The sequence below is a fragment of the Microbacterium sp. NPDC089190 genome (genome assembly GCF_040701795.1).
Classification (GTDB): domain Bacteria; phylum Actinomycetota; class Actinomycetes; order Actinomycetales; family Microbacteriaceae; genus Microbacterium; species Microbacterium galbum.
Map to the genome: position 1 here is coordinate 555,248 of NZ_JBFBHF010000002.1, position 12,050 is coordinate 567,297.

Genomic DNA, 12,050 nt, shown 5'->3' on the forward strand with positions numbered 1-12,050 from the left:
GCATGGCTGCATACACGCTCCTCCCGAGTCCCGGAAAGACGCGGTTCGGCGACCGGGCGCACCGGAGAAGGTCAGACGATTGCCAGCTACGGCCGGTGAGGCGTGGTCAGCGCGCGTGCGTGACCCAGGCCCAGATGGGCGGGCGCCGCCGCCGCGTGGTCGCCTCGCGCGATTGCGTCACGGCGCGCAAGGCCGGCACCGGCACCGGCACCGACTCCGACTCCGGCACCGACTCCGACTCCGGCACCGGCTTCGACTCCGACTCCGAGTCCGACTCCGACTCCGACTCCGGCTCCGACTCCGGGCCGACTCCGGAAGAGGAGACATCGGGGACGGGGATCGCTCCGCCGCCGTCGGCGCCCTGCCGGAGCTCGACCGCGACGGCGACGACGTCTGCCGCCGACGGACGTCGAGCCGGATCGGGGTCCGTCATCGCGGTGAGGAGCACCTCCCACCCGTACCCGAACCGCGAGGGGATGACGGGATCGAAATCGAGAGGCGCGAGAAGGACGTGCTGCGCCGCTCCCCCGAGCACCGGGCTCTCACCGGTCAACGCCTCCACGGCCAGGAGGCCGAGGGCGTAGATGTCGGCGGCGGCGCCGGGCGCCTCCCCGCGCAGTTGCTCCGGCGGCAGGTAGTCCTCGTCGTCGGTGGAAGCGTCGTCGACCGCGGCGCCGCCACCACCGGACAGGAGGTGGGCGACGCCGAAGTCGGCGAGCACCGCGACGAACGGCCGGTGGGCGTTTCGGACGGGACGCAGCAGGATGTGCGAGGACGTGAGGTGGTGGTGGACGATGCCCACCTCGTGAACGGCGTCGAGTCCGCGTGCGAGATCCTCGATCAGCCCGGCGACCAGGAGCGGCGCGAGCGGTCCGCCGTCGTCGAGGCGTTCGCGCAGGGATGGACCGTTGATGAACTCGGTCACGAGATAGCCGCGGCCGTCGCGTCCGAGGTGGGCGTCGTAGAGCGTGATGAGCGCCGGGTGATCGAGGGCGGCGAGGACGCGGGCCCCCTCCAGCCGAGGCGGGGGCTCGGTCGCGGTAGCGGGGTCGAGGGGGAACACCTTCACGACGACGTCGCGCGCGAGGATGTCGTCGCGCGCGCGGAAGACGTGGCCGTCGACCCCCCGGCGGCCGAGGGGCCCCGCGGCCCGATAGCGCCCCGCGAAGACCGTGGCGAGGCCCGCAGGCAGTGACGCCGCGGCATCCTGTTCGCGTTGCGCCCGGAGCGCTCGTCGCCCGCCGTCGCCCTGCGCAGCCATGGTCATCGGCTTCTTTCGACACGCGGCGTGATCCGCCGCCCGACGCGCCGCTGCCGCATGAGAAACTCCTCTTGCCCCGAGGGTGTGAGAGACCGCAACGGGCGCACTATTGGGGGGCGCCCGCCCGTTGCGGTCGCTCAAAGGCTACTGAGTAAAAGCGATTTCCGCTGACGGATGACAGACCGGGCGGACGGGGGCATAATGGACGATCTTCGACGGCGCGCTGAGGCCTTCGCCGCTCTCGGAGACCCGGGACGTCTGCGCATCGTCGATCTGCTCGCGATGGGCGACATGTCGTCGAGCGAGATCGCGTCCGTGCTGGGGATGAAGTCGAACCTCGTCGCCTTCCACGCCAACGTGCTCGAAGACCGCGGGATCGCGCGGCGCGTGCCATCCGAGTCAGACGGGCGTCGCAGCTACCTGCAGCTCGTTCCCGAAGCGTTCTCCGACCTCACCCTCGCCCCACGGAAGGTCCAGGGCCGGGTGCTCTTCGTCTGCACGGCGAATTCCGCCCGTTCTCAACTTGCCCGCGCCATCTGGGAGGCCCACAGCGCGATTCCGGCGGAGTCGGCGGGGACGAACCCCGGCGAACGCGTGCACGCCGGCGCCGTCGCCGCGGCGGTCCGGCACGATCTGCGCCTCGACGACCGCGTCCGCCCCCGGTCCCTCAGCGACGTCGCCCGGCCCGGAGACTTCGTCATCAGCGTCTGCGACCATGCGCACGAGGCCCTCGGCGGTCGCGACGACGTGCACTGGTCGATCCGCGACCCCGCTCGGACCGGCAGCGACGAGGAGTTCGACCGGACGGTCGGCGAGTTGCGCTCGCGCATCGCGCGGGTCGCCCCGCAGCTCACCGCGGCGTGAGGCCTCTTCGAGAGGCCCCGTCCCGCACGCGCCGTCGGGAAGCCCGCCTCACCGGCGTCCGGCATCCCGATCCCCGCCCACCACTCGTGCGGCTGCTCGTTCCTGCGATGACGACGGCGAATTAAGCTGACTCCCACGAGCCGATCGCCACCCGCCCCGCGCTTTCACACCCCTGTCGACGCCGACGCCGCCTCCCGTCGCGGTCGCGATCGGCATCCTGATCCGGAGGTTTCGATGACCCACTCCCCCGCCGCGCGCATGCACGAGGTCAGCGACGAGACTCGCGCCATCGTCGACATGGTGCTCGAGTACTCCCGGGGTCGGCTCACGTCCGAGGACACGCCGCTCGACAAGCCGCTGCCTGCCGCCGAACTGCGGCGCCTCGCGGGCCGCACCATCGACGAGAAGGGCATCGGTGCGCGCAAGGCGCTCGGGATCTTCGAGCACGTCCTCGCCCCCGCGTGCATCACGACCGACGACCCGCGCTACCTCTCGTTCATCCCGAGCGCGCCCACCAAGGCCGCGGCCGCATTCGACCTCGTCGTCTCGGCCAGCGCGCTCTACGGCGGCTCGTGGCTCGAAGGAGCCGGCGCCGTGCACGCCGAGAACGAGGTGCTGCGCTGGCTCGCCGCCGAGTTCGGACTCCCCGAGGGCGCGGGAGGCGTCTTCGTCCAGGGCGGGACGCTGGGCAACCTGTCCGCCCTCGTCGCCGCTCGCGAGGCGGCGCGTGATCGGCTCGCGGATGCCGGCAGCCCCCGCCCCGACGCCTGGCGCGTGGTCTGCAGCGTCGAGGCGCACTCCTCGATCGCCTCCGCGGCGCGCGTGATGGACGTCGAGGTCGTCGGCGTGCCCGTGGGTGCCGACGGCGTGCTGCGCGGAGACGCCGTGCGCGCCGCCCTCGACGAGCACGGTGACAGCGTCTTCGCCGTGGTCGCGACCGCCGGCTCCACCAACTTCGGCATCGTCGATGACATCGCCGACATCGCCCGCGCGGTCGAGGGCACCGACGTGTGGCTGCACGTCGACGGTGCGTACGGACTCACCGGCATGCTCTCCCCGCGGGCTCGGCACCGGTTCGCCGGCGTCGAGCACGCCGACTCCCTCGTGGTCGACCCGCACAAGTGGCTGTTCGCCCCCTTCGACGCGTGCGCGCTCATCTACCGCGACCCCGAGCTCGGCCGCCGTGCCCACACGCAGCACGCCGAGTACCTCGACACCCTCACCGAGACGAGCGACTGGAGCCCGTCGGACTTCGCCGCCCACCTCACGCGCCGCGCCCGCGGGCTGCCCCTGTGGTTCTCGCTCGCCACTTACGGCGCGGCGGTCTACCGCGAGGCCATCACCACCGCGATCGACCTCGCCGAGCGCATCGCCGACGAGATCGACGGACGCGCCGAGCTCACGCTGGTCCGCCGCCCCCAGCTCGGGGTCGTGGTCTTCGAGCGCGTCGGGTGGGCGAAGGCCGACTACGACCGCTGGTCGGCGCAGCTGCTCGATGGGCAGCACGCCTTCGTGACCCCCTCGAGCCACGCCGGACGCGTCAACGCCCGCTTCGCGATCCTGAATCCGCGGACGACGTTCGACGATCTGGTGGGGATCCTCGACACGATGATGTGACGATGCCGCGGCTCGACCCGTGCACGACGGCGGGGATCACGCTCGACACGCCGATGCGCCCGGCCGCCCCTGCGGCGTGTCCGGGGCGGATCCCGCCGCTGTGCTTGCCGTGCATGCGCGGCTCCGCGTCGGCGTCGACGCCCAGCGACGGTCGCGCGGACCGGGAATGCGAAAAGCCCCGGCGAACCGGGGCTTTCTCGACATCTGTAGAGCCAGTACCCCACTACTCGAATAAATCGGCGCTCCTGCCACCACCCCTGGTGGAGTTGCGGAAATTGGCTGGTCTAGCGACGAATCCGCCTGTCTCAAACTCACCCTCAGAGCCGTCGCCTCGACTCTTGCGCCGTCGGCTTAAGCCAGCTCTCATCGCTGAGATCGTCGCGAAGTATCAGTCCGGCGCGACGACCCCATCCCTCTGTGTGGAGTACGCCCTCTCGAAGGGCGGCCTGCTAAAGCTGCTGCGCGATGAGGGAGTTCAGCTTCGATGCCAGCCCCTCAGTGACGAGCAGGTCAACGAAGCGGCTGTTCTCTACGACGGCGGCATGTCCCTCGCAGCTATCGCCATGCACTTCGACGTCAGCTACAACGGTGTTCGACAGTCCCTCATTCGAGCGGGCGTCCAGCTCAGGCCCCGCGGCGGGGATCGACGCTCCTCAGCATTCGACGCGTCGGCAGCGAGACCGTCATGGTCGCCGTGAGCGCGCCCGCTGCCAGGATGGCGGCGAGAACGACCAGCTGGAATCTTCCTGCCTCCAGCGGAGAGAGCCCACCGAAGAGCGCCCCGACGAAGGCACCGGGAAGAACGACGAGCCCGGTCGCCTTGGTTTGGTCGATTCCCGGGACGAGCGCGTCGTAGACGGCGATTCGTCCGAGATCACGGGTGGCTCGCCGTGGGGTCGCGCCGAGTGCCAACCACCCCTCGACTTCGGCCCATCGGTCCGCACGCAGTTGCGCGAAGCGCCGACCGGCGAGCGATGCGACGGTCATCGCGTTGCCGATCACCATTGCTTCGACGGCCAGGACGTAGCGGGGTGTGAACGCGACCGCGCCCGTGACGAACACGATCCCGCCAGCGACGCCGACACCGACGCCGAGAGCGACCGCTGCCCTCCATGAAGCGGCGAGGGGCTCACCCGCTCGCCGTGTCGACACGGCGACGGCGACGGCGAACATGATGCACAGTCCGACGCCCACCCAGATGGGATCGCCGATGATGCCACCGAGCACCAGGCTGAGCGCCGCGAGTTGGACGCCCGCGCGCGCGACAGCGACCGTAGGGCTCCACCATCCCCGGATGCCACCGGCCACCAGCACGAGAACACTCACGCCCGCGAGGAGCAGCGTGGCCAGCCCCGTTCGCACGAGCATCTCGACGGTAGGCACCCTTGCAGGCTACTGATCGATCATCGACGACGAGCCCCGCGCGGGGAGGTTCGCTCTCACACCCCGGCCGCGGTCACGACGAAATCGGTTCCGAAACCGGCGATCAGGCCGGCGAGAAGACCGATGTACGTCAGGTACCCGCCTCTCATGTCGCGCGCGACGGCGATGAGCTGGACGAGGACGTAGATGATCGATCCGGCGGCGAGGGCGAGGAACGTGAGGGCGAGGGGGTCATTCACGACGACGCTCCCGCGGACGGTGCCCGCCAGGGTGGGGCCGCCACCGATCAGCCCGAGCAACGCGAGCTGCGGCCACGAGGGGCGGCCGCCGGATCCCGCCAGCGGCGCTGTGATCCCGAATCCCTCGGTCGAGTTGTGCAGGGCGAACCCCACGACCAAGATGGTCGCCAGCTGGAGTTCTCCGCCGGCGGCGGACTGCCCGATGGCAAGACCCTCCGCGAAGTTGTGGAGCCCGATACCGACCGCGATCAAGAACGCCAACCGGCTGGCCGGCTCGCCGAGCCGCAGCACGCCCAACTTCTCCGTGGCCACGCGGAGATGCGTCCGCCGGGCGGTCCAGCCGTCGTACGCGACGAGCCCGAGCATGCCGACCGAGATTCCGGCGAAGAGCAGGGCTGTCAGGATCACGAAATCCCCCCAGGAAGAGCTCTTCTCGATCGCCGCGGCAGTCAGGGCGGCATCCACCGGCTCGACGGCGTGCATGAGAACGTCCCACAGGAGAAAGAGCAGCACGCCGATGGTGATGGCGTTGAACAGGGCACGAAGACCTCCTGCGCTCGCGGAGAGGCGGCCGGCCGGAAGGCCGAGGAAGATCGTGCCTCCCGCGATCACACCCATGACGATGACGGTTCCTGCGTTCATGATTTTCCTCTTCGTCCGGTCTCAGCTGGTAATGACGGTCGACACCGCGGGGATCACGCCGAGCGACAACAGGATGATGAGGAGGATGCCGAGGGCGACGCGGTAGATGACGAAGGACAAGAAACTGCCCTTCTTCAGGTACTGCATGAGGAAGGCGATCACGAGGTAGCCGACCACGAACGCGATCACGGTCGCGATGGCGGTCTCGCCGAGGTTGTAGGGACCGGTGCCCTCGTCGAAGCTCTTGTAGAGCTCGTAGAGACCGCTTGCGAACACCGCGGGAACGGCGAGCAGGAACGAGTACTCGGCGGCAGCGGTGCGCTTGTAGCCGAGTGCACGGCCGAGCGTCGTGGTCGCGCCCGAGCGCGAGACGCCCGGGACGAGGGCCAGAGCCTGCGCGAAACCGAAGGCGAAGCCGTGACCGACGGTGAGGTCGTCGAGGTCGCGACGACGCTTGCCGTAGTGATCGGCGAGGCCCAGCAGGATGCCGAAGACGATCAGGACGATCGCGGTGATCCAGAGGCTGCGGAAGTTGTCGCGGATGAGGCTCTGCAGGAGGAAGCCGAGCACACCGATCGGGATGGTGCCGATGATGATGTACCAGCCCGTGCGCGCGTCGGGGTCGTTGCGCGGAACACGGCCCGTGAGGGACAGGAACCAGCGCGAGAGCACGCGGGCGATCTTCTTGCGGAAGTACAGGAGCACCGCGAGTTCGGTGCCGATCTGGGTGATGGCGGTGAACGTCACGCCGGGGTCGGTCTGCGACGGGAGGAACTCGCCCACGATGCGCAGGTGGGCGCTGGAGGAGATGGGGAGGAACTCGGTGAGGCCCTGAACGAGCCCCAGGATGATGACCTCGAGAATATGCATGCTGTCCTTCGGGATGGAGGTGACGGGATCGCCCGTGGGCGCTCGTCAGACTTCTGGTGAAGCTGCGCCGCCGGACGCGTCCTTCTTCTCGCGACGCGATGCGACCCACTTCCGGGTCAGAGCGAAGACGACGGGCAGGACGGAGATCAGCACGATGACGATCATCAGCACGTCGATGTTGTCGACGATGAACGGGATGCCGCCGAGCACGAGGCCGATGACGGTCATGCCCACCACCCACAGCGTCGCTCCCGCGGTGTTCCAGACCAGGAACCTTCGGTACGACATGTGAGCGGTGCCGGCAGCGACCGGTACATACGTGCGTACGATCGGCACGAACCGCCCGAGCACGAGAGAGCCCCCGCCGTATCTCGCGAAGAACCGTTCGGCGTCGTGCAACCGTTCGGGGCGGAGGACACGCGCGCCCTCGCGGAACATGCGCCTGCCGAACCGGCGGCCGAGCCAGTACCCCGTCTGATCGCCGAGGATCGCCGCGGGAATGCCGACGAGAAGGACCTGCCACGGCTGTATGCCGAGAGGGCCGGCGAGGACGGCCGCTGTCACGAGAAGCGAGTCGCCTGGAAGAAACGGGAACAAAACTCCGGACTCGATGAAGATCAGGACGGCGATCCCCGCGAGCACCCACGGCCCGAAGGCATGGAGGATGGACGCCGCATCGGGAAGCAGACCCGCGGAGGCGGCGACGACGTGAGTCCCGATCATGACGAGAGGGTGGTCAGCAGAGCCTGGAGGGCGTCCGTCTCCGACGTCGGATCTGGTGTCGACGCTCGCACGGCCTTCAAGACCGCGTCGATGCGTCCATCGATGACGCTCCAGGCCGTGGCATCCAGACCCTCCAGCGTGGATTGGTCGTGGTCCCAGGCCGTTTCGAGGTCGGTAATGCGCGTCTTCGCCCCCGCCTGGTCTCCCGCGCGCACCATCGACAGAGCGTCCTGGACGATCGTTCGGTAGGCGTCGACGGTGTCGGCGGGGAAGTTGGCGGTGGCCGACTGCCCGGGAGCCAAGGTGGCGTGGGTACTCGGGGCCTCTTCGCTCGCAGCGGCCGTGGTGTGGGGCTGCGCGTGCGCCCAGGTGAGAACTGCCACGGCGACGATCCCGACGATAGCGAAGTACGCGAGCATCACACGTTCCCGCCCAGCGGCCCTCGAACGTGGATCAGGGGCCGTCGCCGGTTCCGTCTGATCGGCGCGAGTCACCGTGAGGTAAACGACCGTGCCGAGGATCGCGACGAGGAAGATCACGCTCGTCCACGCGACGCCGAGCCCCAGGCCGCCCTGGGCGGGGTCGAACCCGAGCCAGTCGCCGAGGTTGGCCCCAAGCGGACGCGTCAAGATGTAGGCCAGCCAGAACGACAGCACGGCATTCGCACCAAACCGCCACCCCACGATCACCGCCATGATCAGACCGGCCGGCAGCAGCACCGACACCCCCGGGCTCCACCCGGTGAGTTCCAGGATGCCGTCGCCCGCTGCCGTCCCGAGGGCGAAAGTGACGAGGATGGCGAGCCAGTAGTACAGCTCTCGTCGCGTCGTCGTGATGCTGTGAATCGACAGCGTGCGCTGGCTGCGCCACCACACCGCGAACACGACGGCGAGGAGCGCGGCGAAGACGCCCGTGCTGGCCGCGAGGGGCACGCCGAGATCATCGGTGAGGATGTCCGTGTACAGCGTGCCGGTGACGCTGACGACGACGACCGTGAGCCAGTACACGAACGGGACGTACCTGCGCAACGCAAGCTGCCACGTCAGCACGCCTGCCAGCACGACGGTGAAGATCACCGACGTGGCTTCCAGCCCGACGCCGAGCGTCACATTGATCCAGTCGGCGAAGCTCTCCCCTACCGTCGTGCACAGGACTTTGATGATCCAGAACCAGACGGTGACCTGGGGCACCTTGCTCGACATGATGCGCCGGGAGACACGGACCGCTGGCGGGGAAGTCGTCATGGGGGAACGGTAGAAAGACCGTCCTAAGATGCGACTCAGAATTCAGTGCTTCGGAGCCGCGGAGGTCGGAAGGCGAAGCCTCATCGTCGTGCCGGCATCCGAGGTGGCCGAGACCATCGCGGAGCCGCCGTATCGCGTGACGGCATCCTGCACCAGGGCCAGCCCGATGCCGAACCCGCGGCGCGAAGAACCCCCACCGCCGACGGCGGGGGCCGATCGCGCGAACCTGTCGAAGACGCGATCGGGACTGATTCCTCGGATGCCGGGGCCTTCGTCGGTGACCTCGATGAGGACGTGGCGCCCGTCGCGCCTCGAGGAGATCGTGACCGTCCCTGCCGCGGGCGAGTGTTTGACGGCGTTGTCGACCAGCGCGACGACACACCGCCGAAGGCTGGACGCGGGCATCGATACCCGCAGATCGTCACCAGACGGCCGGATCACGAGGGTCACTTCTCGCTGGCGCGCCAGCAGACCCATCGAGGCGACGGCCGACTCCACCGCGGGGACGACGGGCACCGGGTCCGACACCGCCTCCTTCGGAACCTCGACGGATTCGAGAAGATCGGCGACCACCTCGATGAGGGCGCGCGAGTCCGCTCGGAGGTCGGCGACCACCGCTGCGTGCGGATCCGCCGACGCCAGGGATCTCTGCAGCACCTGGATTCTGGCATCCAGGACCGCTAGGGGCGTGCGCAGTTCATGTGAAGCGTCCGCGACGAATTCACGTTGGCGTCGGAGGGCGTCGACGAGGGGGCGCACCGCGCGGCGCGTCACGAGCCACCCGAGCAGCCCCGCCGAGGCGATCGCGGCCACGCCGATCAGCGTGCCCGCCATCAGAATGTCGAGTCCGTCGATGTCGACCACCGTCTCACGGGGTCCGGGATGGAGGAGGTCACCGAGGGGGATCTGCGTGAGCACCACCGAGAAAGCCGCCACGAGGACCACCACGACGAGCAGAGATACGGCACCGGTGATGGTGAGAGCCACTCGCCACGCGGCCGCGCGGACGAGCACGGCGTCGGCGTCGAGGGGTGCCTTCCGCGCGATCACAACAGCCCCAGACGGTACCCCCGCCCGCGCACCGTCTGCACGATGGCGGGGTCGGTCTTCTTGCGGAGGTAGTGCACGTAGGTATCGACCGCGCCCGGGGTGTCATCGGGCGAGAACACGGAGCGAAGGATGTCGTCGCGCGAGAACGTCCGCTGCGGGTGGGCCGCGAACAGGGTGAGCAGAGCACTCTCGCGCTCCGTGAGAATGATGCGTCCGTCATAGGGCGAGTAGACCGCTCGGGAATCGGGATAGAACTCCCAATCGCCGATGCGGACGAATGGCCCCTCTCCTCCGCTCACGCGACGGATGGCGCGGAGACGGGCAAACAGTTCGTCGAACTCGAAAGGCTTCACGAGGTAGTCATTGGCCCCGGCGTCGAGTCCCCGCACCTTGTCTTGCACGGTGCCCAGCGCGGTGAGGATGAGCAGGGGGACTCCGGTTCCCGCCCGTCGCAGCGTCTCGACGATCGTCACCCCGTCCACGGTGGGGAGACGCCGATCGACGACCATCACGTCGAATGTTCGAGCGGTTGCGATGTCGAGAGCCTCACCACCATCCGCGACGAGCGTCACGTCGTACACCTCGTCGAGCACTGTCGCCATCAGCGGACCGAGCTGGTCGTCGTCCTCGACGAGCAACAGCCGAGGGCGATCCGTCTGGGGAGCGATCATGTCCCACCTCCGTCCGAATCCGTCACGTTCGTCTCCAGCCTGGACCCCTGCCTCTCAGAAAACGCTGATCTGCACCACAGTCTCTCCTCGGGGGGAACCACTCGATTCATCTTCGTCGTTTCTTACAGCCCCCGAGCGAGTCTTCTCCCGACGGCTCGTCCGAGCCGAAGAGAGAGGACGAATCATGAGTACACCGAAACGTCGATGGATCACCGCGAGCCTTGCCGCCGGCGCGCTCGCGCTGGTCGGAGTCGGTGGCGTGGCGGCGATCGCCCTGCCCGCGAGCGCGAGCGCGACCACGTCCGTGTCGACACCCTCCCCTCAGACGGGTCTGGACGCCACGGACAACGGCAGCGATGGAGAGACAGCCGACGACCAGGTCGGTGAGACTCCCGGTCAGGAGACCGCCGACGACCCCGGGCACGAAGACGGCACCGCCGACGGCGAGACGGCCGACGACGCACCGACCGGTTGATCGACGATCGGGGTGCGGGCGGTCGACGTCATCGGCGGCCGCCCGCACCTCACGTTCGAGCTCGACCGCAGCGGGCGGTCGCCGACGCGCCTGCATCACCGCGACGAGCGCGACCATCACGGCGGCCAGGCCGAGCGACACCCACTCGGAACCGAGCCCGACGCCGCCTTCGGCGACGGGCTTTCCGAGCCAGTCCGCGACGGATGCCCCGAGCGGTCGCGTCAGGACGTAGGCGAACCAGAACGACAAGACGGCATCCCACCGCGCGAAGCGCCACCCCAGGAACGGGACGGCGATCGCAACGGCGAAAACGGCGATCGAGGTGCCGTACCCGAGTCCGAGAGTGACGGCGGTCAGGTCGCCGACAGCCGTTCCGAGCGCGAACGTTCCGACGACGGCAGCCCAATAGAAGAACTCGCGGCGGGTCGTGGTCACGTCGTGCACGGAGAAGGTGCCCTCGACACGGCGCCAGAGCACGAAGACGGCCGCCAGCGCAATCGCATACAGCGCTGCGGATGCGACGTAAGGCAGACCGATCACGATGTGCACCACGTCGGCGGCCATCGTTCCGAACACCCCGACCGCCGCCACCGCCAGCCAGTAGACGCCCGGCACGTATCGCCGACGTGTCAGCTGCCACGCCACAGCGACGACGAAGAAGGCGAACCCGAGGAGGACGGCGACGACAGGATCCAGGGCTCGGATGGAGAAGTCCGAGACCGCCTCGCCCAGCGCGGTAGACGCGGCTTTCGCAGCCCAGAAGGCGACCGATGGATCGGGGACCCGTGACGACTCAACGGCACGGCGGCTCGAACTCATGCCGCCCAGCGTGGCCGGACTTCACTAAGAAAGCTCTCAGAGGCGGGCGCTATGCGGACCACTGAGAGGAGGGGCGAATGCAGGATCGCAACACCGAGGAGTTGTTCGAGTAAGACAGCTAACCTGTCCCGAAAGTAGGCCCAGTACACCGCAACTCGAATAAATCGGCTCTTCTGCCGCCACCCCTGGCGG

Annotated in this window: 11 protein-coding genes; 2 read left to right on the forward strand and 9 right to left on the reverse strand. The window is 68.8% G+C overall.

The window, feature by feature from the left end; genetic code table 11:
* Positions 1 to 106 precede the first annotated feature (106 nt).
* Complete coding sequence (locus AB0230_RS08580; RefSeq protein WP_366375148.1) at positions 107 to 1,267, reverse strand: serine/threonine-protein kinase; 1,161 nt, start codon at positions 1,265 to 1,267, stop codon at positions 107 to 109.
* Between the two features lie 195 nt (positions 1,268 to 1,462).
* Here AB0230_RS08580 and AB0230_RS08585 point away from each other — a divergent pair, with 195 nt between their 5' ends.
* The gene (locus AB0230_RS08585) at positions 1,463 to 2,125 is read left to right on the forward strand and encodes an ArsR family transcriptional regulator (protein WP_315995063.1); all 663 of its coding nucleotides are present in this window, start codon (positions 1,463 to 1,465) and stop codon (positions 2,123 to 2,125) included.
* 234 nt (positions 2,126 to 2,359) lie between these two features.
* Positions 2,360 to 3,742, forward strand: coding sequence for an aminotransferase class V-fold PLP-dependent enzyme (locus AB0230_RS08590; protein ID WP_363390440.1), 1,383 nt, complete (start codon positions 2,360 to 2,362; stop codon positions 3,740 to 3,742).
* 624 nt (positions 3,743 to 4,366) lie between these two features.
* On the opposite strand, the gene AB0230_RS08595 is transcribed toward AB0230_RS08590, so the two are convergent.
* The 8 genes from AB0230_RS08595 to AB0230_RS08630 form a co-directional block, all read right to left on the reverse strand.
* Entirely contained in the window at positions 4,367 to 5,125 is a 759-nt protein-coding gene (locus AB0230_RS08595) for an ABC transporter permease (protein WP_366375151.1), read from the reverse strand.
* 56 nt (positions 5,126 to 5,181) lie between these two features.
* Positions 5,182 to 6,006, reverse strand: a complete 825-nt coding sequence (locus AB0230_RS08600; protein ID WP_366375153.1) for a ZIP family metal transporter — start codon at positions 6,004 to 6,006, stop codon at positions 5,182 to 5,184.
* Positions 6,007 to 6,027: 21 nt separating this feature from the next.
* Complete coding sequence (locus tag AB0230_RS08605; RefSeq protein ID WP_366375155.1) at positions 6,028 to 6,876, reverse strand: undecaprenyl-diphosphate phosphatase; 849 nt, start codon at positions 6,874 to 6,876, stop codon at positions 6,028 to 6,030.
* A 45-nt stretch (positions 6,877 to 6,921) separates the two neighbouring features.
* Positions 6,922 to 7,599, reverse strand: a complete 678-nt coding sequence (locus tag AB0230_RS08610) for a DedA family protein (RefSeq protein ID WP_366375157.1) — start codon at positions 7,597 to 7,599, stop codon at positions 6,922 to 6,924.
* Positions 7,596 to 8,843 (reverse strand): hypothetical protein, encoded by a 1,248-nt coding sequence (locus AB0230_RS08615; RefSeq protein ID WP_366375159.1) that lies wholly within the window; start codon positions 8,841 to 8,843, stop codon positions 7,596 to 7,598. Before AB0230_RS08615 ends, AB0230_RS08610 begins: the two co-directional genes overlap by 4 nt.
* A gap of 42 nt (positions 8,844 to 8,885) precedes the next feature.
* Positions 8,886 to 9,893, reverse strand: a complete 1,008-nt coding sequence (locus AB0230_RS08620; protein ID WP_366375161.1) for a HAMP domain-containing sensor histidine kinase — start codon at positions 9,891 to 9,893, stop codon at positions 8,886 to 8,888.
* Positions 9,890 to 10,564: a response regulator transcription factor gene (locus AB0230_RS08625; RefSeq protein ID WP_366375163.1), complete on the reverse strand. Its 675-nt coding sequence runs from the start codon at positions 10,562 to 10,564 to the stop codon at positions 9,890 to 9,892. The genes AB0230_RS08620 and AB0230_RS08625 overlap by 4 nt, the downstream gene beginning before the upstream one ends.
* Before the next feature lie 106 nt (positions 10,565 to 10,670).
* Entirely contained in the window at positions 10,671 to 11,858 is a 1,188-nt protein-coding gene (locus AB0230_RS08630; protein ID WP_366375165.1) for a hypothetical protein, read from the reverse strand.
* Between the last annotated feature and the right edge of the window lie 192 nt (positions 11,859 to 12,050).